The organism is Sphingomonas sp. SphC10 (assembly GCF_057004845.1).
Map to the genome: position 1 here is coordinate 3,187,475 of NZ_CM168044.1, position 19,861 is coordinate 3,207,335.

General features: G+C 68.3%; 21 protein-coding genes. 4 read left to right on the plus strand and 17 right to left on the minus strand.

Translation table 11 applies throughout. The features are described 5' to 3' along the window. Nucleotides 1-5: 5 nt before the first annotated feature. Genes ACWKSV_RS14605 through ACWKSV_RS14640 form a run of 8 tightly spaced genes read right to left on the minus strand, consistent with a single transcriptional unit; the run spans nucleotide 6 to nucleotide 8,683 of the window. Nucleotides 6-1,598 carry a flagellar hook-length control protein FliK gene (locus ACWKSV_RS14605; protein WP_083706529.1) on the minus strand — a complete coding sequence of 531 codons (1,593 nt, stop codon included), beginning with the start codon at nucleotides 1,596-1,598 and terminating at the stop codon, nucleotides 6-8. Nucleotides 1,599-1,608: 10 nt separating this feature from the next. Further along, entirely contained in the window at nucleotides 1,609-2,046 is a 438-nt protein-coding gene (locus tag ACWKSV_RS14610; protein WP_076714606.1) for a hypothetical protein, read from the minus strand. A gap of 23 nt (nucleotides 2,047-2,069) precedes the next feature. Beyond that, entirely contained in the window at nucleotides 2,070-3,419 is a 1,350-nt protein-coding gene (locus tag ACWKSV_RS14615; RefSeq protein ID WP_056432283.1) for a FliI/YscN family ATPase, read from the minus strand. After that, nucleotides 3,413-4,210: a FliH/SctL family protein gene (locus ACWKSV_RS14620; RefSeq protein WP_076714608.1), complete on the minus strand. Its 798-nt coding sequence runs from the start codon at nucleotides 4,208-4,210 to the stop codon at nucleotides 3,413-3,415. Before ACWKSV_RS14620 ends, ACWKSV_RS14615 begins: the two co-directional genes overlap by 7 nt. Continuing rightward, nucleotides 4,203-5,216 (minus strand): flagellar motor switch protein FliG, encoded by a 1,014-nt coding sequence (gene fliG, locus ACWKSV_RS14625; protein WP_056432276.1) that lies wholly within the window; start codon nucleotides 5,214-5,216, stop codon nucleotides 4,203-4,205. Before fliG ends, ACWKSV_RS14620 begins: the two co-directional genes overlap by 8 nt. After that, nucleotides 5,216-7,027, minus strand: coding sequence for a flagellar basal-body MS-ring/collar protein FliF (gene fliF, locus ACWKSV_RS14630; protein WP_076714610.1), 1,812 nt, complete (start codon nucleotides 7,025-7,027; stop codon nucleotides 5,216-5,218). Before fliF ends, fliG begins: the two co-directional genes overlap by 1 nt. Nucleotide 7,028: 1 nt before the next feature. After that, nucleotides 7,029-7,403 carry a flagellar hook-basal body complex protein FliE gene (fliE, locus tag ACWKSV_RS14635; RefSeq protein WP_056432271.1) on the minus strand — a complete coding sequence of 125 codons (375 nt, stop codon included), beginning with the start codon at nucleotides 7,401-7,403 and terminating at the stop codon, nucleotides 7,029-7,031. Next, on the minus strand, nucleotides 7,400-8,683 hold the full coding sequence (locus tag ACWKSV_RS14640; RefSeq protein ID WP_056432268.1) for a sigma-54 interaction domain-containing protein: 1,284 nt from the start codon (nucleotides 8,681-8,683) through the stop codon (nucleotides 7,400-7,402). The genes fliE and ACWKSV_RS14640 overlap by 4 nt, the downstream gene beginning before the upstream one ends. Nucleotides 8,684-8,969: 286 nt before the next feature. On the opposite strand from ACWKSV_RS14640, the gene ACWKSV_RS14645 reads away from it, so the two are divergent. Continuing rightward, nucleotides 8,970-9,836, plus strand: a complete 867-nt coding sequence (locus tag ACWKSV_RS14645; protein WP_076714611.1) for a flagellin N-terminal helical domain-containing protein — start codon at nucleotides 8,970-8,972, stop codon at nucleotides 9,834-9,836. Nucleotides 9,837-10,049: 213 nt separating this feature from the next. Continuing rightward, the gene (locus ACWKSV_RS14650) at nucleotides 10,050-10,895 is read left to right on the plus strand and encodes a flagellin N-terminal helical domain-containing protein (protein WP_076714614.1); all 846 of its coding nucleotides are present in this window, start codon (nucleotides 10,050-10,052) and stop codon (nucleotides 10,893-10,895) included. Nucleotides 10,896-11,029: 134 nt separating this feature from the next. Here ACWKSV_RS14650 and ACWKSV_RS14655 read toward each other — a convergent pair whose 3' ends face one another. The 9 genes from ACWKSV_RS14655 to ACWKSV_RS14695 form a co-directional block, all read right to left on the minus strand. Further along, nucleotides 11,030-12,256, minus strand: a complete 1,227-nt coding sequence (locus ACWKSV_RS14655; protein ID WP_191864743.1) for an ABC transporter permease — start codon at nucleotides 12,254-12,256, stop codon at nucleotides 11,030-11,032. A 186-nt stretch (nucleotides 12,257-12,442) separates the two neighbouring features. After that, nucleotides 12,443-13,261, minus strand: a complete 819-nt coding sequence (locus ACWKSV_RS14660; protein ID WP_076714618.1) for a sigma-70 family RNA polymerase sigma factor — start codon at nucleotides 13,259-13,261, stop codon at nucleotides 12,443-12,445. Continuing rightward, nucleotides 13,258-15,339, minus strand: coding sequence for a flagellar biosynthesis protein FlhA (flhA, locus tag ACWKSV_RS14665; RefSeq protein WP_056432254.1), 2,082 nt, complete (start codon nucleotides 15,337-15,339; stop codon nucleotides 13,258-13,260). The genes ACWKSV_RS14660 and flhA overlap by 4 nt, the downstream gene beginning before the upstream one ends. 3 nt (nucleotides 15,340-15,342) lie before the next feature. Beyond that, a complete protein-coding gene (locus ACWKSV_RS14670; RefSeq protein WP_056432251.1) occupies nucleotides 15,343-16,200 on the minus strand; it encodes a hypothetical protein in 858 nt (285 codons plus the stop codon). Nucleotides 16,201-16,421: 221 nt separating this feature from the next. Beyond that, on the minus strand, nucleotides 16,422-16,733 hold the full coding sequence (locus tag ACWKSV_RS14675; protein ID WP_056432249.1) for a hypothetical protein: 312 nt from the start codon (nucleotides 16,731-16,733) through the stop codon (nucleotides 16,422-16,424). Continuing rightward, nucleotides 16,730-17,047, minus strand: coding sequence for a flagellar biosynthesis anti-sigma factor FlgM (gene flgM, locus ACWKSV_RS14680; RefSeq protein ID WP_237243504.1), 318 nt, complete (start codon nucleotides 17,045-17,047; stop codon nucleotides 16,730-16,732). The genes ACWKSV_RS14675 and flgM overlap by 4 nt, the downstream gene beginning before the upstream one ends. 78 nt (nucleotides 17,048-17,125) lie before the next feature. Then, complete coding sequence (locus ACWKSV_RS14685) at nucleotides 17,126-17,623, minus strand: flagella basal body P-ring formation protein FlgA (RefSeq protein ID WP_076714622.1); 498 nt, start codon at nucleotides 17,621-17,623, stop codon at nucleotides 17,126-17,128. Next, nucleotides 17,620-18,171, minus strand: a complete 552-nt coding sequence (locus tag ACWKSV_RS14690) for a hypothetical protein (RefSeq protein ID WP_237243505.1) — start codon at nucleotides 18,169-18,171, stop codon at nucleotides 17,620-17,622. Before ACWKSV_RS14690 ends, ACWKSV_RS14685 begins: the two co-directional genes overlap by 4 nt. Continuing rightward, nucleotides 18,168-18,872: a motility protein A gene (locus ACWKSV_RS14695; RefSeq protein WP_076714624.1), complete on the minus strand. Its 705-nt coding sequence runs from the start codon at nucleotides 18,870-18,872 to the stop codon at nucleotides 18,168-18,170. The genes ACWKSV_RS14690 and ACWKSV_RS14695 overlap by 4 nt, the downstream gene beginning before the upstream one ends. 222 nt (nucleotides 18,873-19,094) lie before the next feature. On the opposite strand from ACWKSV_RS14695, the gene flgB reads away from it, so the two are divergent. After that, nucleotides 19,095-19,445 (plus strand): flagellar basal body rod protein FlgB, encoded by a 351-nt coding sequence (flgB, locus tag ACWKSV_RS14700; protein WP_056432241.1) that lies wholly within the window; start codon nucleotides 19,095-19,097, stop codon nucleotides 19,443-19,445. Nucleotides 19,446-19,448: 3 nt separating this feature from the next. Further along, the gene (gene flgC, locus ACWKSV_RS14705) at nucleotides 19,449-19,859 is read left to right on the plus strand and encodes a flagellar basal body rod protein FlgC (RefSeq protein ID WP_056432238.1); all 411 of its coding nucleotides are present in this window, start codon (nucleotides 19,449-19,451) and stop codon (nucleotides 19,857-19,859) included. Nucleotides 19,860-19,861 lie beyond the last annotated feature (2 nt).

The window sequence follows — 19,861 nt, forward strand, 5'->3', positions numbered from 1 at the left end:
AGTCCTCAGGCGATTCGGGTGGAGGCGGCGGCCGGGTCCCCGGCGTCGCTGGAAGCGGTGGTGCCCGCAAAGGCGGGGCGGGTCGGGACGACGGGATCGGGGCGACGCGGCGGCGCCTGTCGCTCGCCGCCCATTCCCGACTGGCCCAAATCGACAGCCGTCTGACCCAGGCGCATCCCCTTCTCCTCGGCGAGTCGCGCCAGTGTCGGCTGGGCGTCGGCGAGCAGGGACGCGGTCTGCGCCTGATCGGCGGTGAAGTGGATATGCGTCGTCCCGTCCTCATGACGCAGGTTCACCGCGATGCCGCCCAGCGCGTCGGGTGACAGCTGAATACGGGTATCGGCGGTGGCGGCGTCCTCGCGCATCCGGTCGATGCGGTCGATCATCCCCTGCGGCCAGTGATGTTGCGTCATGTCGAGCGGGGCCTGATCGGCCCCCGTCGTCGCGACGACCGGCGCGGCGGTCAGCGAATTGGCGCGGGTCAGCGTCGCGGGGTCGACCGACAGCGCGGCTTCGTCCTTGCGGCGATCGGTGCGCGGATCGAAGCTCTGCTCGCTGCGCATTGCGGTCCCGAAAAGCTGTATCGCGGGAGCGCTCTGGCCCGCCTGGATGATCGGGGCAGGGCCCTGGATCGGCAGGGGGGCGACGACGGGCGCGGACCCGTTCGTCACGGCAAAGCGAAGGGGCATGTCCTGCCGGGGGGGCAGGATGGGTGCGCTGTCGGTTGCCGGGGCCTCGATCGGAATCGCGGTCGGCAAGGCATCGGCGCGAATCGCCAGCGGGATGCCGGGCGCGGCGGCACGGACGACCTGCTCGGTTGTGGGTGCGGCGGCTTGCTGGGCTGGCACAGTCTGAAGGGCTGGCGCCGTGTCACGCGCAACCGTGGACGCGGACGCATTCGCCTGTGTCGCCAACGGGGCACTCGGCACCGCGTCTCCAGTCGTCATCGCGACGGGCCTATCGAGGCGGGGCGTGGACGGAATGGTAGAACCCGCCTTTGGCGCCACTATCGCGGGTGATGCAGACGATGGCGTCGTGGCCGTAACGGTCGGCGGAGTCACCGTCGGCGGCGTAGCGGTTCGGTCCGAGACCGGCAGCCCGGGCGCGCCGTCATCCGCAATGGGCAGCGTCATGGCGGGCGGTACGGGCATCGTGCCCCTGAGCGGGTCGACGCTGATCGGCGTGTCCGCCACCGGCTTGCTCGTCGGGGCGGGCCCGGCGTCCGGCAGGGTCGGCATGGCCGCGAGAAGCGTGGTGATCGGCGCGGACGAAGCGCCCGACGCGGCGACCGGCGACGCGATGGGTTCGGGCGGGGCCAGCGATACGGTCGGGATCGCGAACGGCATCACCGGCAAGGCGATGGCGTCGCTCGGCACGTCCTTGCCGTCCTTTTCGGTCGTGCTGCCGTCCTTGGTCGTGTCGCCTTTCGACTTGGGCGAGCCCTCGGCGCTCTCCGAACCCGCCGCATCGGCCATGCCGGGCATCAGCGCGAAGAGCATCGCGAAGGCGGACGCCATCGGATCGCCGGTAACCCCCCCTGCTACCGAGCGGGCGGACGCGGTGCCGGAGGGCGTGAGCGAGGAGATGGAGGACATCATGACAAGTCTGTCAGCAAGGATCGTGCCGATTGCGACGCGCGCCGCCGCTGGCGGGCATATCCTCCAGCGCGCGCATCTCGGCACGGATCGCGGCCATGCGCGCGCGGTCCATCAGCTTTTCGACGGCGGTCTGGTCGCGCTTGGCGGCCTTGGTCTGTTCGCCCGCCTGCGCGGCGCGGTGTTCGGCCACTTGGATGCGCGCGGTCGCGGCATCGGCCGATTCGAGCAGGCGGTTACGGAAATGCGCATTCGCCATCAGCGAGGCGGCGGACGCGGTCACCGCCGGGGTCGGCGTCACCGCATCGATCAGCTGGCCGATACGCTGCGACAGCTGATGCTCGGAGGCGACCCGCTCCTGCGCGCGCGCCTCATCGGCCATGGTCAGATTGAGTTGCAGCGTGCGGACCCGGTGAAGCCGGGCCAGCATCGTCTGTTGCCGGGATGCCATTCATGTCCCCCCTTGAATGCGGATCAGCCGAGCGGCTGGCCGAAAATGCCCACCAGTTCCTCGACCGCATGGTCGAGCGGCACGACCTCGTCGGCGTCCTGCCGGATATATTCCATCACCGCCGGGTGGCAGGCGATGGCGGCATCGATCGCCGGGTCCGCGCCCGCGCGGTACGCGCCCATCAGGACGAGATCGCGATTTTCCTCATAGGTTGCCAGATGACGGCGCAGCGTCCGCGCCGCCTGGGCATGCGGGCGGCCGACGATATCGGTCATCACGCGGCTGACCGAGGGGCCGATATCGATGGCGGGATAGACGCCGCGCTCGGCCAGATGGCGGTTGAGCACGATATGTCCGTCCAGGATCGACCGCGCCGAATCGACGACCGGATCGTTGCCGTCGTCGCCGTCCGCCAGCACGGTGTAGATGGCGGTGATCGAACCGGTTCCGTGCGCATCGGCACCCGCCCGCTCGATCAGGTTGGGCAGCATCGCGATGGCCGAGGGCGGATAGCCACGGGCCGAGGCGGGTTCGCCCAGCGCCAGCCCGATCTCGCGCCCGGCATGGGCGACGCGGGTCAGCGAATCCATGATCAGCAGGACCTTCTTGCCCTCGGCCCGGAACGCCTCGGCAATGGCGGTGGCGCGCAAGGCGCCGCGGATACGCAGCACCGGCGAATGGTTGGCGGGCACCGCGACCACGACCGAGCGGGCGCGCGCCGCCCCGGCGACCTTGGTTTCCAGGAAGTCGGCGACTTCGCGGCTGCGCTCGCCGATCAGGCCGATGACGATGACGTCGGCGCGTGCCGCGCGCACCATCATGCCCAGCAGCACCGACTTGCCGACGCCCGACCCCGCCATGATGCCGACACGCTGGCCCTGACCGATGGTTAAAAGCCCGTTGATCGCGCGCACGCCCACGTCCATCGGCTCCAGCACGCGGCCCCGGTCGAGCGGCGACTGCATCTTGCCCGCCAGCGGCCAGTGGCTGGCACCGCGAATGGGACCCAGGCCGTCGATCGGCTTGCCCGACCCGTCGACCACGCGGCCCAGCATAGCGGCACCGACTTCCGCCTCACCCGGAGGGCCGAGCGGGCGCACCGGGGCGCGCGGGAGCAGGGGGGCGGGGCCGCCCAGATTCATCATCAGCGTACGGCCGTTGCGGAAACCGATCACCTCGGCCTCGACGCAGTGCCCGTCCTTCTCGCCGCCCCTCTCTCCAATAGCACAGACGGTGCCGACCGGCAGCGACAGCCCGACCGCTTCCATCAGCAGGCCGTCATAGGAGGCCAGCCGCCCCGCCACGACGGGGCGCGGCGCGAAATCCGCCTGGGACAGCGTTTCCAGATAATCGGTCGTGAAACGGTTCAGCATTGGGGAACGGGCACCTTGTCGATCGCGGCGGCGAGCTGGTCGAGCCACAGCGAGGGGCCATCCTCGACGATGGTCGAGGCGCTTTCGAGGACGAAGCCGCCGCGCTCCACATTCGGATCGCCGACGGGGAACACGGTCTGCGGCAGACGCTCGGCCAGCAGCGCCACGTCGTCGGGATGGACGCGCAGCATCGCGGCTTCCTTGGCATCGGACAGCATGTCCATCGCCGCCTCGATCCGGCCGGTCAGCCGGTCGGCATCGACGCCGATCTCACCGACCAGCTTGCCGACCAGCATCAGCACGGTCTGGCGCAGCTGTTCGGCCATGGCCTGGCGATCGATGCGCGCCGACAGCGCTTCGGCGATGGAAGCGACCATGTGCCCGTCGCGCGCCTCGGCCTCGGCCTGCGCCTGGAACTGACGCTGAGCGGCGGCCAGCCCCTCGGCATAACCCTCGGCATGACCCGATGCATGGGCGGCGGCGAGCGGATCGATCGCCGGTTCGGCGACATCCTCGCAGGCGGCAAAGGGGTCCCAGCCCTGGGTCGGATCGTGATCGCGGCTGGCGGGGTGGAAATGGCGCGGCTGGCCCGGCGCGACATTGTCGGCCGAGGTCGCGCCCAGGCCGCCGGTCGGTGCCTGCGGCCGGAACGAGATCGGGCCCGAGCCCAGATCGATGTTGACGCCCGGCATGCCCGAGGGCGCAAAGCCGCCGGGCGGTGCGAACGCCTGTTGCAGCGCGGCCGCCGCCGCATTTTGCCGCGCGGAGAAACCAGCGACGAAATCAGACATAATCGTCCTCGCCTCCGCCCATCATGATCGTGCCTTCCTTGGCGAGGTTGCGGGCGGTGGTGATCATCGACTTCTGCGCTTCGAGCACTTCGGACAGCTTCATCGGACCGCGCGATTCGATCTCGTCGCGGATACCGGCCGCCGCACGTGCCGACATGCAGCCCAGGAAACGTTCGCGCGCCGCCTCGTCCGCGCCCTTGAGCGCGCGGGTGAGGACTTCGCCATCGACGTTGCGGATGAGGGTGCCGAGATTCTTGTCGTCCATGTCGAGCAGGTTGTCGAAGATGAACAGCGCTTCCTCGATCTGCTTGGCGACGTCGCGGTCGATCTTGAACAGCTTGGGCATGACCCGCTGCTCGGTCGCCTTGCGTGCGCTCGACAGGATCTTGGCCGCTTCGCGCGATCCGCCCATGGCCAGGCCCTGGCCGCCGCTGCCGCCTTCGCTCCAGCGCTTGAGCACGCCGTTCAGCGTGTCGATCGCCTGCGGCGTCACCGGACCCAGCCGGGCGACGCGGTGCAGGATGTCGGGCTGCATCACCTCGGGCAGCAGCTCCAGCACCTTGCCCGCCACGGCGGGGTCGCAATTGGCGATCAGGACCGCACCGATCTGCGGATGTTCCTTCTCGACGATCTTGGCGATGTCGATCGGGTCGAGCCAGCCGAGCATCTCGATCTCGCACTGCGCCTCGGCGGGTACGATGCGCGACAGGACGCTGCTGGCGCGCTCGGGGCCGAGCGCCCGGTTCATCACATTCTCGACGATCGGCTTGGGCTGAAAGGCGATCGAAGCGCGGGCGCGGGCACAGCCGACGAAATCGTCGAGCACGAAGCCGACATCCTGTTCGCTGACATCGGCGATCGAATACATCGCCTTGCCCAGCTCGCGCACTTCATCGGGTTCCAGCTTCTGGAGGATGGCGGCGGCTTCTTCCTCGCCGACCAGCATCATCAGGACGGCGGCGCGCTCGACCCCCGAATAGACGCGCCCCTCTTCGACCGATGCCATTACTGCTGCGCCTCCGAACGGATCATGTCACGGACGGCGAGCGCGGCGCGCGCCGGATTGTCGCGGGTGAAGCCACGCACCTTGGTGATCCGCTCGTTGAAATTGTTGGTCTCTTCGATCTCGTCGAGCGTCACGGCGGGCGGCTGCTGGCCGATCATGCCCGCCATGGGCTGGCCGTCCGCGCCGACCCACATGGGCTGGCCATCGGCACCGATCCGCACGGGCTGGCCGTCGGGACCCATCACCGGCTGGCCATCGGCGCCGAGCAGGACATTGCCCACGCCCGCGCCATCGGCCGCACCCATGGGCAGTGCCTTGGCGGCGTCGGCCGCGTCCTTCTTCTTCGACATGGCCTTCACCATCGGCCGCACGCCGAGCAGCAGGACCAGCAGTGCGATCACGAGCGCGGTGGCGTTGCGGGCCACGATGGGCAGCCAGCTATTGTCGTACCAGGCGCGCTTGTCGTCGACATTGGCGTCGGCGAACTTGCGGCTGATCACCGTCACATTGTCGTTGCGCTGCTGGTCGAAGCCGACCGCCGACTTCACCAGGTCGGAAATCTGGTTGATCTCCATCTGGCTGCGCTTGCCGGTGGCGGGATCGCGCAGCAGGACGGCGACGGTCAGCCGCTTGATCGAACCTGGCGCGGCGCGGGTCACCGACACTTCCTTGTTCAGGTCATAGGCACGCTGGAAGGCGTCCGACTGTTTTTCCGGGTTCACGCCCGGGCCACCGGCGACCGGCTTGCCGTCGGCGGGCGGGTTGCCGCTCGCGCCGTTCGCGGGCTGCGGCTGCTGCAGCGTGCTGGCGGGCGGCGGCGTGTTGGACAGCGCGCCGGGAATGCCGCCGGGGGTGACCGGGTCCTTCTGATTGCCGGTCCAGTTGCCGGTTTCGGCACGCAGCGCGCCGTCCTTGTCATAGCGTTCGCGGGTCGCGCTGGTCTCGTCCAGATTGACCTCGGTCTGCACCTCGGCGGTGAAGTTGCCCGCACCGACCAGCGGGGTCAGCAGCTGGATCAGCTGGGTGCGGTACTTCTCCTCCAGGCGGCGCTGGAAATCGATGCGGCGATCGTCGCCGGTCGCGCCGTCCGCGCCCTTCTTGGACAGAAGGCCGCCCATCTGGTCGACCACGGTCACGTCCTCGGGCTTCATGCCCGGCACCGACGAGGCGACGAGATTGACGATCGACTGGACCTGCGATTCGGACAGCGAACGCCCGGCGTTGAGCTTGAGCACCACCGAGGCCGACGGCGAGGACTTGTCGCGGATGAAGGGCGAGGCATCGGGCGTGGCGAGGTGCACGCGCGCCTCGGCCACCGCGTCGATCTCCTCGATCGACCGCGCCAACTCGCTCTCGCGCGCCTGGCGAAGGCGTTCGCCCTCGACCGCGCGGCTGACGCCCATCGGCAACTGGTCGAGGATCGCATAGCCGCCGGGCGCCTGCTTGGGCAGACCCTGGCCCGCCAGCAGCATCCGTGCCTTGGAGTAATCCTCCTCGTTCACGGTCAGCGCGCCGGTGCCGTCGTTGATCTTGCTCTTGATGTTCGCGGCCGACAGCGCGGTCGTCACCGCCTGCTTGTCCGCGTCCGACAGATTGTCGAACAGCGTCTTCTGCGGCGGGCTGGACAGCGCCATCCAGGCGAGCGCGGCGGCGGCGATCAGTCCGATCAGCATCGCCATCGGCGCCGAACGGCGCACGGCGGGCTGCGCCATCACCGATTTGATCTGGCGAAGCGGGTTGGCGAACTTTTCCGGCAAGGGCGGCAGGGCCGGTGCGGGATTGGCGGATGCGGGGGTGAGGGCAGTGCTCATCTTACACCGGCATGCTCATGATGTCCTTATAGGCGGACAGGAGTTTGTTGCGGACTTGCAGGGTCGCCTCGAACCCGACCGACGCCTGCTGGCGGGCCATCATCACCTTGGCGATGTCGACCGTTTCGCCGCGTTCGTAGGATTCGGACAGGCGGGCGGCCTGCTGCTGGCCTTCGTTCACGCCCTTCAGCGCGGACTCGAGCGTATCGGCAAAGCTGGTCGGGGAAGCGACCGGCTGAGTCTGGGCGGCCTGTGCCGCCTGGTTGGCACCGGCCTGGCTTGCCGCCTTGAGTGCCTGATTGCGTTCCAGGATCTGCGCACGAAGCGCCATCACCCGGTCGACGCTCATCGCACCGCCGACACCACCGACGCTCATGCCATCACGGCCCGGCTAGAGGGTCGGATGATCTCCTCGCCCTGTTCGCGTGCCTTGGCGAGACGGTAGCGCAGGGTGCGCTCAGAAATGCCCAGGCGCTTGGCGGTCTCGACCCGGTTGCCGCCGCATGCGGCCAGCATTTCGCGGATCGCGGCGAACTCGCTCATCTGTACGACCTTGCCGAGCGTCGCTTCCGCGGTCGTCACGGTCAGCGGCTCGTCGTCCAGGTCGTTGGCGACCATCGGACGGTCGAACACGATATGCTCGGGCTCGATCGTCGCGCCGCCGGCGAACAGCAGCGCACGCTGGATGACGTTTTCCAGCTCGCGGACATTGCCGGGCCAATTGTGCATGGCCAGCTTGTCGATCGCCGCCGCGCTCGGCCACGGAATGGCGGTGCGGCCCGCAGCGTGACGCAGGATCATCGTCGCGGCGAGCGCGGGGATGTCCATGCGACGCTCGGCCAGCGCCTTGGTGGTCAGCGGGAAGACAGACAGACGGTAGTATAAGTCGGCACGGAACCGGCCGGCGGCCACTTCGGCCTGCAGGTCGCGGTTGGCGCAGGCGATGACGCGGACGTCGACCGACTGCGGCATCGACGCGCCGAGCGGGATCACCTCGCGCTCCTGCAGAACGCGGAGCAGCTTGGCCTGGAGCTGGAGCGGCATCTCGGCAATCTCGTCGAGCAGCAGCGTGCCGCCGTCCGCCGCGCGGAAGAAACCTTCGCCCGCCTGCGCCGCGCCGGTGAACGCACCCTTCTGGTGGCCGAAGAGCAGCGCCTCGAGCATCGACTCAGGGAGCGCGGCGCAGTTGATTGCGACGAAGGGCTTGTTGGCGCGGGCCGACTGCGCATGGATAGCGCGGGCCACGACTTCCTTGCCGGTGCCGGTCGGGCCGTTGATCAGGACGGTGATGTCCGCCTGCGCGACCCGCTCGGCCAGGGTGAACAGTGCCAGGCTCTCCGGATCGGCGGCGGTCGGCATGGCCGAACCCGCCAGCAGCGCGCGGACGAAGCTGTTGCCGACGCCCGACTCGGCGGCGGAATAGGTCACGCTGGCCGGTTGGCCGCCCATTGCCGGGATGATGGCGGGGACCGGACCGTCGGACACGACGATGGTGCGCGCCGGATGCTCGACCACGTCGCCGTCGGTGACGAGGAACAGGTCCCCGGCCTGGGCGGCCGCGCCCTGCTCGGCAATGGCCATGCCCTGGGCCCGCAGCCCGGAAATCAGGGCGTATTTCTGCTTAACGAGCGCAGCGGAGGGGTGAATCGACGACATCTGGCGTGGAGTCCTTTCGTGACTCCGCAATGGCCCCTGTTTGGTAAAACCGTGGTTAATTCGGCAACGCGAACGGCAAGTTTTTTCCGGGCGCGACGCGCGCTCGTACGTGTGCGGGCGACGCCCGGCCGCGCGCGCGACCGTTCCGGCAAAACCGGCAAGCCCACCGGCAAAAATTTGCATGGAACCGGCTAAAGCCTGCCGGAAAGCGGCCGTTACTCCACTCGGCGGCTCGGTGGTCCAGAGGGGACACAGACGGATCGCCGGGCAGATTTGGAGACATCACATGACCGTTATTGCCAGCAATATCAGTGCTATGCGTGCAACCGCCGCGTCGACCTCGGCCTCGTTGGCCCTGAGCACCTCGATGCAGCGCCTGTCGACCGGCAACCGCATCAACTCGGCAAAGGACGACGCCGCCGGTCTGGCCATCAGCGACTCGATGACCTCGCAGATCAAGGGCATGGCGCAGGGCATCCGCAACGCGAACGACGGTATTTCGCTGGCGCAGACGGCGGAAGGCGCGCTGAACGAAGTCGGCAACATGCTCCAGCGTATGCGTGAGCTGAAGGTCCAGTCGTCGAACGGCACCTATTCGACCGCCGACAAGGCCAATATCACCAACGAGCAAACGACGCTGGCCGCGCAGATCAGCGCCGTCGTGAAGAACACCCAGTTCAACAACAAGCAGTTGTTCAATGCTGCTTCGACTGTTGCGATCCAGACCGGCGCGACGAGCAATGACACGGTCAGCATCGGTCTGCGTGATCTGACTGCCACGTATGTGGCGCCAACGGGCGGTGCGGCCGCTACCGGCTCGCAGCTGGGTGCCATCGTCGACTTCGCACCGGCTGCTGGCAGCACCGAGCTGAAGGCGGGTGGCGATACGCTGGCCAACTACGACGCCGCGATCGCCGACGTATCATCGATCCGTGCTGGCCTGGGTGCGACGCAGAACCGACTCCAGTCGGCAGTCAATAGCGCGACTTCGAACATGACCAACCTGGCCGAAGCCAAGAGCCGCATCTCGGACACCGACTTCTCGGAAGAAACCACCGCGCTCGCCAAGGCGCAGATCCTGAGCCAGGCGTCGACCGCGATGCTGAGCCAGGCCAACCAGTCGCAGCAGGGCGTGCTGAAGCTCCTCGGCTAATCGCCCTGGGCGAATGCCGACCGCGGTTATCCCCTCGGTCGCGGAAGGTGGACCCCCCGATGCCTTATAATAAGGTGTCGGGGGGCTCCGCCCGAAAAAACGCGCCCATTCGACTCTTTTCTCTAAAGCCCTGCCTCAAGCGGTCGTTACCCGTCTTGGCAGCTCGACCTTCGCCTTGGGGGCGGCGGAGAGCTCCGGCTTTGGAGAACGACCATGACGGTTATCGCCAGTAATATCTCGGCGTTACGCGCCTCGAGCGCCAACGGCGCCGCGACGGAAGCGCTGAACGTTTCGATGCAGCGCCTGTCCACCGGCAAGCGAATCAATTCCGCGAAGGACGACGCCGCCGGCCTCGCCATCGCCGCCTCGATGACCTCGCAGGTGCGCGGCATGAATCAGGCGATCCGCAACTCGAACGACGGCATCTCGATGGCGCAGACCGCCGAAGGGGCGCTGGACGAGGTGAGCAACATGCTCCAGCGGATGCGCGAACTGGCGGTGCAGAAGGCCAACGGCATCTATTCCACCAACGACAAGGCGAACATCACGTCGGAACAGAACGCGCTGGCGTCGCAGGTGTCGAACATCTTGTTCAACACCCAGTTCAACGGTCAGAAGCTGCTCGACGGTTCGGCGGGTGCGGCCGGTGTGGTGAAGATTCAGGCGGGCGCCAACACCAGCGACGCCATCAGCATGACCTTCAGCAACCTGACCACCGACGCCGATATCAATAGCGCCATCGCCGTGGTCGATCCGGCGACCGGCCCCAGCACCATCGCCACCACCGCGACACTGGAGAGCTTTGACAAGGCCATCGGCAAGGTCGCCAATATCCGCGCAGGCCTGGGTGCCACGCAGAACCGGCTCCAGTCGGCGGTCAACAACCTGACCTCGAACGTCACCAACCTGACGGACGCGCGCAGCCGCATCGAGGACACCGATTTCTCGGCCGAAACCACTGCGCTCGCCAAGGCTCAGATTCTGAGCCAGGCCTCGACCGCGATGCTGAGCCAGGCCAACCAGTCGCAGCAGGGCGTGCTCAAGCTGCTCGGACAGTAATCCCCGGATCCTGAGCGCCCCGGCACCGCGCCCCCACTCGGGTGACGGGGCCGACCGGCCGAGAGATCCTCACGGACCGGTTTGCAGGACAAACCCCGGCGGCAGCGATGCCGCCGGGGTTTACTCGTATCGACTCAATCCGCGCGCAGCACCAGGGCGGGCGAGGTTCGCCCCGCGCGCCAGGCGGGATAGAGGCTGGCCAGTACCGCGCCCGCCAGCACGCTCAATGCGATCACCGCCAGCTCGCGCGCCGAAATCCCGATCGGCAGCGACAGGAATACGTCCCATTCGGCCTGCCGCGCGGGCGACAGATGGCGCACGGCCGCGACGATCGCGCCGCGCTGGGTCAACAGGGCGGCGGCCAGCGACAGGCCGATGCCCGCCCCGATCAATGCGATGATGCTGCCGACGGTGGCGAAAATCCGCATGATGCTCCGCGCCGTCACGCCCATGGTGCGCAGGATCGCGATCTCGCGCCGCTTGGCTCGTGCGAGCAAGCTCATCGACGACAGGATGTTGAACAGCGCGACCAGGGTGACCAGCCCGACCGCGATCGTCATACCGATCTTTTCGGTGACGAGGGCGGCAAGCAGCGCGCGATTCGCCTGTTGCCAGCTGATGATCGGATAGGCCGGACCCAGCCGTTGTCGAATCGCCGCCGTCACGGCCGCTTCCTGCGCGGGGTCGGCCAGCACCACCGCAACGCGGCGGGTGACGGCCGAGTCGTTCTGAAGGATGGGCAGCGAATCGAGCGGGGCATAGACCGTCACCCGATCGCCGCCCTTGTCGTCGTCGGGATAGAAGGCCGCGACCCGCGCCGGGGCCAGGTCGAGCGACAGGGTGCGGTCGGGGCCGAGCATGACCCGGCCGATCGCGATCCGGTCGCCGGGGAACAGGCCCAGTTGCAGCGCGGCAGTCTGGCCGATCGCCACCGCATTTGCCGGATCGGGACTATGCGCCAGCGCCGAGCCCATCGTCGGCACGAGTCTATAGAGTGTGCGTGGATCGCGGCCCTGCAATGTGATGGGCGTGATCCGGCCGTCGATCGACAGACCGGCGGTGATCTCGCGGATCGGCTCGGTGCGGACGACGCCCGGGATGCGAGCGATCATAGCGGCGACCTGCGCCTCGGTCGGTCGGGCGCCGGCGGGCAGGGTGACGCTGAGATGCCCGTCGACCGGCGCGACGCTGTCGGCCAGCCTGGTCTGCGCGCCGTTCATCACCGCGATGACCAGCACCAGCGCGGCGACACCGATCATGACGCCGGTGCAGCCGATCGCCGCCACCAGCAGGACCAGCCGCCCACCCGCACCCGGCCACAGATAGCGGGCGATCAGATGGCGTTCATGGCGTGCGAGCATCGGCGTCCCCGGTCATCGGGGACGCGCTTAGAGCAAGATGGGGGGATCGGGAATGGCGACCCATTCCTCCCCTGCAAGGGGAGGTGGCGCGCGTAGCGCGTTGGAGGGGTGTCCCGCTATCGAGAGGGTGACACCCCTCCGTCAGGCCTTCGGCCTGCCACCTCCCCTTGCAGGGGAGGAATGAATTTAACGCTGGCTGGCGAGGGCCTTTTTCAGGCGGGCATGCGCCGCGCTCTTGATCTGGCAGACTCGCGCGGCGCCGACGCCCAGCACCTGGCCGATTTCCTCCAGGTTCAGTTCCTCGACATAATAAAGCTGGATCACCATCGCCTCGCGCTCGGGGAGCGCGGAGATGGCGGCGATCAGCGCGTCGCGCAGGTCGCTTTCGGCCAGCTGCTCGAAGGCGTCGGGCGTGTCGTCGGCGAACCAGGGCAGGTCGTCCGCATAGACATCGTCGATCGCTTCCATGCGAACGGCCTCGGCGGTCTTATAGTCGGCGCGCAGCCGTTCGACCGTGATGCCCAGCTTTTCGGCGACCGCCTCGTCGGCCGGGGCCTGGCCCTCGGTCTGCGACAGCGTGTTGACCGCCTCGTGATATTGGCGACGGCGACGCATCGCGCCGCGCGTCGTCGTCGCCTGACGCCGAAGCTCGTCGATCATCGCGCCGCGCAGCCGCGACTTCAGATAATGGCCGAACTCGACGCCGCGCTCCTCGAACGAGGCGGCGGCCTCGACCAGCGCGACCAGGCCGACCTGCACCAGGTCCTCGACTTCGATCATGCTCGACATGGACCCATGCACATGCCACGCGATGCGCCGGACCAGCGGCAGATGCTGGCGGATGACCGCATTCGCATCGCCGCCGGGCAGCCCTGCGCGACGCGGCGCGGGACGATAGGTCAGCGGCTGATCGGCGACCGTGGGATTGGCCAGCGCGGGATCGAAATTCGCCGGGTTGAAGGTCTGCGCGTCCATGAACGCGCCGCTCAGGGGATGTGCGCTCATGCGGCCAACGCCTGTTGCTGGTGATGATGGGGAGAGCCGATGACGGCGACGACTTCGACCGCCTTGTCCTCGGGCACTTCGAAGAAGGAGAGGACGGGCGTGTCGGGCAGGCAGGTGCGGACCAGCTTGCGCATCGCGATGCGCACGCCCGGCTGCACGACCAGCGCAAAGGGCTTGGCCTCGGCGATCAGCGGCTGGGCGGCCTGGGTCAGCGCCTCGGTGATGCGGCGGCCCAGATCGGGTTCGATCACATGGCGGCGCCCGGTATCGGCGCGCATGGCCTGGCCCAGCAGCCCTTCGAGCTGGCCGTCCAGCGTCATGACGCGCAGCGGCTCGCGCATCCCGCACAGCTTCTGGATGATGAGCGCGCCCAGCTGCGGCCGGATCAGCTCGACGATCTCTTCGGCGTCGAGCGTCTTCTGGGCCGCCACGGCGATCGCGCTGGCGATGCGGCGGAACTCCTTCAAGGTGATGTTCTCCGAAAGAAGGCCCTTGAGAACCTGGGTCAGGGTGGTGAGCGGCAGCGGGTTCGGGCTGAGCGAGGCGGCGAGTTGCGCGGCGCGCTCCTTGAGCCCGTCGAGCAGCGACTGGACCTCGTCGGGGCCGAGCAGCTCGGCGGCGTTCGAGGACAGGATGTGGTTCAGGTGCGTCGCCATGACGGTGCCCGGATCGACCACCAGATAGCCCATGCCGGTGGCGGCATCGGCGTCGCCCTTCAGGATCCAGGTGGCGGGCAGGCCGAAGGTCGGGTCCTTGACCGGCTTGCCGCTGAGTTCGCCAAAGGCCTGGCCGGTGTCGAGCGCCAGCATCTCGTCGGGCGAGACCTGATCCTCGGCGGCGACGACGCCGTTGATGATGATGCGATAGCTATAGGGCGCCAGGTTGATGTCGTCGCGCACGCGCGCCTGCGGTACGACGAAGCCCAGGTCCTTGGACAACTGGCGGCGGACGCCAGTGATGCGGGCCATCAGCGGCGCACCGCGACGCTCGTCGACCAGCGGCACCAGGCCGTAACCGATGTCGATATGCACCTGCATGCCGTCGATGACCTCGTCCCAGCCGATGCGCGAGGGATCGACCGGCTCGGGCGCGGGGGCGGCGGGGGCGATGACCGGGCGCTTCTCGATCTGGCGCAGCTTCCAGGCGGTGAACCCGGCGATCCCGGCGGCGGGCAGCAGCACCAGATGCGGCATGCCCGGCAGGACGCCCAGCAGGCCCAGGATCGCGGCGACCGGGATCCACGTCTTGGACGCGCCGAACTGCGACCCGATCTGGCCCGCCAGATCCCTGTCCGACGACACGCGCGTCACGATGGCGGCGGCGGCGATCGACAGCATCAGCGAGGGGAGCTGCGCGACCAGCGCGTCGCCGATGGCGAGCAGAATATAGGTCTTGGCGGCGTCGGCGATGCCCATGCCATGGCTGACCGGACCCAGGATCAGGCCGCCGATGACGTTGGCCGCCAGGATCAGCATGGCGGCGACCGCGTCGCCCTTCACGAACTTGGACGAACCGTCCATCGAGCCGTAGAAATCGGCCTCGGTCGACACCTCGACGCGGCGCGCCTTGGCCTGGTCCGGCGTGATGAGACCGGCGTTCAGGTCGGCGTCGATCGCCATCTGCTTGCCGGGCAGGGCGTCCAGGGTGAAGCGAGCGGACACTTCCGACACGCGGCCCGCGCCCTTGGTCACGACGATCAGGTTGATGATCATCAGGATCGCGAAGACGAAGAGACCGACGACATAGTCGCCGCCGATCAGGAAGGTGCCGAACGCCTCGATGACGTGACCCGCCGCGCTCTCGCCCTCATGGCCATGGACCAGCACGATGCGGGTCGAGGCGACGTTGAGGCCCAGGCGGAACAGGGTGGCGAACAGGAGGACGGTCGGGAAGGCCGAGAAGTCGAGCGGCTTTTCGGCGTTCAGCGCGACCATCAGCACGGCCAGGCTGATCGCGATGTTGGCGACGAAGAAGATGTCGAGCAGCGCCGGGGGGATCGGCACGACCATGACCAGCACCAGCAGCAGGATCGCGGCGGGCAGGGCCATGGTGCGGCCGCTGGAGAAGAGCTTGCCCATCGCTTAGCCACCCATCCGTGCGAGCATCATGTAGGCGAGGCGCGCGTGATCGGGCTTGGGCCGCAGCACGCTGTCGCCGGTCGTGGCGTTTCCGCGCATCCCCAGCTGGTTCATGGTGCTGTTGGCCCAGGCGATCGCATCGGCGGCGCTTTCATTGTTGCCGGTGACGACGGTCGCGTCGCCGTTCATGCCCTGGAGCGCGAGCGCCTGGGCCGCGAATTGCAGATTGGCGGCGCGCGTCTCGTCGCTGTCGGCCTTGGTGCCGGCCAGTTTGGCGGAGAAGCGGTCGTAAATGTCCGAGAGCGAGCGCGGCTGGCCGTTCGAGGCGTAGAAGACCGAACGGTTGGCGCGCGCAGCGGCGGGGAACAGCGACGCGCCGCTGGCCTGCGGGTTGCTGGCCATGGTGCCCAGGAACTTGGTCGCGCCGCCCAGCCCCAGGAAATGGGCCATGTACAGGTCGGTGCCGTTGGCATCGCGGCCCAGCGTCGATTCCAGCGCGGACTTGTTGTCCGAGGCATGTTCGGCGGCCATCAGCGAGGCGGCGGTCGGATCGTTGCGCAGCCCCATCACCGCCGAGCGCGCGCCGCCGGAGACATAATAGCGTCCGCCCGACTGGCCGATCGCATCGGCGGCCCAGCCCAGGCCATGCTCCGCGCCGTGCTTCTTCACGACCGCCAGCCAGCTCTGCTCGACGAACTGATAGAGCCCCGAGGCGGAGGAGGTGCCCGCACGGGCATTGGCGTTCAGGCCGGACTCCAGCTTCGCCTGGCCGAGCAGATAGCCGAAATCGACGCCCGTGCGGCTGGATGCCAGCGCGATGGCCGATTGGATTCTGGCGTGGGAGACGGGTTGGACGGTCATGCTGCGGTAAAAAGCCCTTGTTCGGGCCATACACAGCAAGGGGCGTGCCAATTCCTGACGGTGCCGTCAGGGTCGCGACAGGAATCGGCGAAGGGCAATAAAAAAGCCCGGAAAACCGGGCTCTTGTTCGCTCAGGCTAGTCCGGGCTGCCGATCGCCCTGCCGGGAATGCCGCCGCCGATCCGGCAAAGCGGCAACCCGTTGCCGCCCGGCAAGCGGCAATCAGGCATAGGCGCGCATGGCGGGGCGATAGCCCATGCCCGCATCGCCGGTCAGCGTCTGCAGGCGGCGGCGCACATTGGCCGCCATCAGGTTCACATAGATGCGGCAGGTCTCGTTCAGGCGGTTGGCCTCGTCGGCCAGCTCGCGCAGTTCGGGGCCTGCGGGACCGGTGCCGAGCGCGGCGACCTCTTCGATCGCGGCCAGCTTCTCGGTCGTCGCGCGTTCCAGCGCGGCCACGTCGTTGACCTTCAGCGCCGCGATTTCGCGGTGGAGGGCCTCGATGACCCGGATCAGGGCGTCACGGCGTGTCATTTACCATTCCAGTCCAGCTTCAGCGCAATCATCTGGTCGGCGATGGTCGCCGGCAGGATCGGAAAATCGCCATTGGCGATGGCCTTCTTGATCTGGGCGACTCGGTCCATGTCGACCGGCGGCTGCGCGGCCAAGGTGCGGGCCATGTTGCTGACGCCGCTCATGTCGTTCGCCTTGACCGGAGTCTGTGCGGGGCTGGCGGCTTCAGCGAGCGCGTTGGGACGCGTCACGGCGGCGACCCGCCCGACCCTCGCTTCCCCGGCACTCAGCCTTGTTACTTCCACCATGCCCGCACCCTCTGGTTCCGCTGACATGGGGTATAACGGCCGGGGCCGGAGATTCTTTAGCGCGAATTTACGCTTTTTCCCCGTTTTCCGCCGCGCCCGCGCCCCTCATTCAGACCAGCCGGGCAGGGTGGCGCGACCGCTGGCCAGCGCCACCGCCTGGATCGGCTGGCGGGCGGATTCGATGCGGACCGGGAAATGTCCGCCGGGTGCCGCGTCGGCCATGGCAACCCCTTCCCGCGTAATGGAAAAGCCGTCCGATCCGGCTTCGATCACGACCGGGTCGCCACGCTTGATGACGGGTTCCGCCTTTACCGCCACCGCCGGGATCACGCGCGCCTCGGGCGCGGGCCTGGGGGAGGAGAGCACCGGTACGAAGATGCGCCATTGCGGGCTGGAGCAGGTGACGACCACCGCGTCATGCGCTTCCGTGCGCCAGGACAACGCGACCGTCGGGCACTGGGCCAGCTTCAGCCGGTTGTCGATCGTCGAGCGGGGGCCGCCCTCCACCCCGACCGGCCGGCCGGTAAAGGCGGTGACGGCGGCGTCGAGCGCGGCGATATCCTGGAAACCGGCGGCACCGGCCAGAAGCAGGGACAGGATCATCGTGAGGGTCTCCGTGAAGGTTCACCGGCAAAGACCAGGGTGACCATCGCGACGCGAGGGCCCGGCTTTCCGGCGGTGGACAGGATCAGGCGGTCGGCGGCGGCGGGTCCGATCAGCGCGGCCGCGGTGCGGGCGCGATCGGCGGCCAGCACGACCGCGCTGCGAGTGACGGGATCGACATCGGCGGCGCTGCCGTCGGTCGAACCGACGATGGACAGGCGGACGCGCGGATCGGCCAGAGCCTCGCGCGCCCAGGGGACGAACAGTGCGTCGGGCTCGACCGGCACGGCGGACCCGGCGGCGAAGTTCAGCGCGGCGGTGGCGACCGGCATGGCGGGCGGCGGGGCAGGGGGCGCCCGCAGCGCCTGGTCGACATGGTCGCTGCTGCCGAACTGCGCGCGCAGGCCGTTGAGCAGGGCAGGGCGTCGCTCCGCACCCGTAGCCTGGACCAGAACGAGGAAGCCGACCAGCAACAGCGCAAGGTCGGCCAGCGTGATCAGCCAGATCGGCCGCGCGGGCGGCGTTTCGGGAAAAAACGGCTCGGTCATGCGACACTGACCAGATTGGGGCCGGACTTCGGACCCGACTTGGAGTCCGTGCCACCGCGTGACGGGCGCGGGGCCTCGCGCGCGGCCAGGGCGGCGAGCGGCGTGACGATCCGGGTCCGCTCGAACGCCTCGATCCGCGCCGCGCGACGCAGACGCATCGCGATCGGCTGCGCGACCAGATTGGCGAACAGCGCGCCATAGAGCGTGGCGAGCAGCGCGATCGCCATGGCGCCGCCGATCCGCTGCGGATCGTTCATCGTCGCGAACATGGCCGCCAGGCCGATCAGCGTGCCGACCATGCCCATGGCAGGCGCGATCTCGGCGGCGCCTGTCCAGACATCGGCGGTCGCCACATGCCGTTCGACCCGCGCGGCACGCGCGAGGTTCAGGCGGGCGGCCACGGCCTCGGCCCCTTCGCCATCGACGATCGCGGCGACCGCCTCGGCCATGTCGGGATCGGTGATGACCGAGCGGTCGAGCGCCAGGACACCCTGGCGCTTCGCCATGCGCGACAGGTGCGCGATCTGCTCGACCAGCGGATCGGCGGAAAAGGGACGCCTCGGCAGCACCGCGAGTGCGCGCATCGCCCGCCCGGCATCGCGCCAGGGCGTGCGCAGCAGCGTCGCGATCAGCGTTCCGCCCAGCACGATGGCCAGCGCCGCGGCGTCGAAGAACTGATGAAGCGGAGGAAATGCAGTCATGCGCGCACCCACGCAAAGACCGGGCCAATTCGCACACGGGAAGGGCGCGCAAGACGGCTGCCGGGAGTGCTGCCGCCTGGTTGCCGCCGACCGGCAAAAACCGGCAACCGCTTGCCGGGCCGGGCCTGCCGCCGCCCTGCCGCCCTTCTGATCAAGCAGTTGGCACGGTCATTGCGAGGGCTTGGCCATCGCGAAGTCCCGCGTGGGAAAGGAGGTTGAACGATGGCCGCAGAAACGCTTTTCGGAGTGCACGGTGCCGCACTGGAGGTGCGGGCGCAGCGCATGGGTGTGCTGGCGTCGAACATCGCCAACGCCTCGACCCCGGGCTTCAAGGCACGCGACATCGATTTCAAGGCGGCGCTCGCCTCGGTCGAGGGCGGTCGGGATCAGGGGCGGGGCATCGCGGATGCGATGAAGTACCGCGTGCCGATCCAGACCTCGCTCGACGGCAACACCGTCGAACTCAACCAGGAACAGACCGCCTTCGCCGAGAATGCGGTCCAGTATCAGACGACGCTGTCGTTCCTGAACGGTCGCATCTCCACCATCACCCGTGCGCTGAAGGGCGAATAAGCGATGCCGAACGGACCGCTTTCCATCTTCCAGGTCGCCGGTCGCGCCATGTCGGCGCAGCTGGTGCGGATGAACACCACCGCGTCGAACCTGGCCAATGCCGGTGGCATCGCCGGGTCGGTCGACACCGCGTACAAGACGATGAAGCCGGTGTTCCGCACCAGCTTCGACGCCGCGACCGGCCTGTCCACCGTCGATGTCGAGAAGATCGTGACGGCGGGCGAAGACCCCACCAAGCGCCACGACCCCAACAACCCGCTGGCCGACAAGGACGGCAACGTCTTCGAGGCGGCGGTCGATGAAACCCGCGAGCTGGTCGACATGATGGAGACCTCGCGCACCTATCAGAACAATGTCGAAGTGATGCAGACGGCCAAGTCGCTGATCCTCGATACCCTCAAGCTGGGACGCTGATC

Coding starts and splice junctions, on each gene's coding strand:
- fliE (WP_056432271.1), bottom strand. CDS start 7,403: ATGAGCGTCGGTGGTGTCGGCGGTGCGATGAGCGTCGACCGGGTGATG.
- flhA (WP_056432254.1), bottom strand. CDS start 15,339: ATGGGCAAGCTCTTCTCCAGCGGCCGCACCATGGCCCTGCCCGCCGCG.
- ACWKSV_RS14610 (WP_076714606.1), bottom strand. CDS start 2,046: ATGGCATCCCGGCAACAGACGATGCTGGCCCGGCTTCACCGGGTCCGC.
- ACWKSV_RS14640 (WP_056432268.1), bottom strand. CDS start 8,683: ATGTCGTCGATTCACCCCTCCGCTGCGCTCGTTAAGCAGAAATACGCC.
- ACWKSV_RS14605 (WP_083706529.1), bottom strand. CDS start 1,598: ATGATGTCCTCCATCTCCTCGCTCACGCCCTCCGGCACCGCGTCCGCC.
- flgC (WP_056432238.1), top strand. CDS start 19,449: ATGCCGAACGGACCGCTTTCCATCTTCCAGGTCGCCGGTCGCGCCATG.
- ACWKSV_RS14620 (WP_076714608.1), bottom strand. CDS start 4,210: ATGTCTGATTTCGTCGCTGGTTTCTCCGCGCGGCAAAATGCGGCGGCG.
- flgM (WP_237243504.1), bottom strand. CDS start 17,047: ATGTCAGCGGAACCAGAGGGTGCGGGCATGGTGGAAGTAACAAGGCTG.
- ACWKSV_RS14685 (WP_076714622.1), bottom strand. CDS start 17,623: ATGATCCTGTCCCTGCTTCTGGCCGGTGCCGCCGGTTTCCAGGATATC.
- ACWKSV_RS14660 (WP_076714618.1), bottom strand. CDS start 13,261: ATGAGCGCACATCCCCTGAGCGGCGCGTTCATGGACGCGCAGACCTTC.
- fliF (WP_076714610.1), bottom strand. CDS start 7,027: ATGAGCACTGCCCTCACCCCCGCATCCGCCAATCCCGCACCGGCCCTG.
- ACWKSV_RS14655 (WP_191864743.1), bottom strand. CDS start 12,256: ATGCTCGCACGCCATGAACGCCATCTGATCGCCCGCTATCTGTGGCCG.
- ACWKSV_RS14690 (WP_237243505.1), bottom strand. CDS start 18,171: ATGACCGAGCCGTTTTTTCCCGAAACGCCGCCCGCGCGGCCGATCTGG.
- ACWKSV_RS14695 (WP_076714624.1), bottom strand. CDS start 18,872: ATGACTGCATTTCCTCCGCTTCATCAGTTCTTCGACGCCGCGGCGCTG.
- ACWKSV_RS14675 (WP_056432249.1), bottom strand. CDS start 16,733: ATGACACGCCGTGACGCCCTGATCCGGGTCATCGAGGCCCTCCACCGC.
- ACWKSV_RS14645 (WP_076714611.1), top strand. CDS start 8,970: ATGACCGTTATTGCCAGCAATATCAGTGCTATGCGTGCAACCGCCGCG.
- flgB (WP_056432241.1), top strand. CDS start 19,095: ATGGCCGCAGAAACGCTTTTCGGAGTGCACGGTGCCGCACTGGAGGTG.
- ACWKSV_RS14650 (WP_076714614.1), top strand. CDS start 10,050: ATGACGGTTATCGCCAGTAATATCTCGGCGTTACGCGCCTCGAGCGCC.
- ACWKSV_RS14615 (WP_056432283.1), bottom strand. CDS start 3,419: ATGCTGAACCGTTTCACGACCGATTATCTGGAAACGCTGTCCCAGGCG.
- ACWKSV_RS14670 (WP_056432251.1), bottom strand. CDS start 16,200: ATGACCGTCCAACCCGTCTCCCACGCCAGAATCCAATCGGCCATCGCG.
- fliG (WP_056432276.1), bottom strand. CDS start 5,216: ATGGCATCGGTCGAAGAGGGGCGCGTCTATTCGGGGGTCGAGCGCGCC.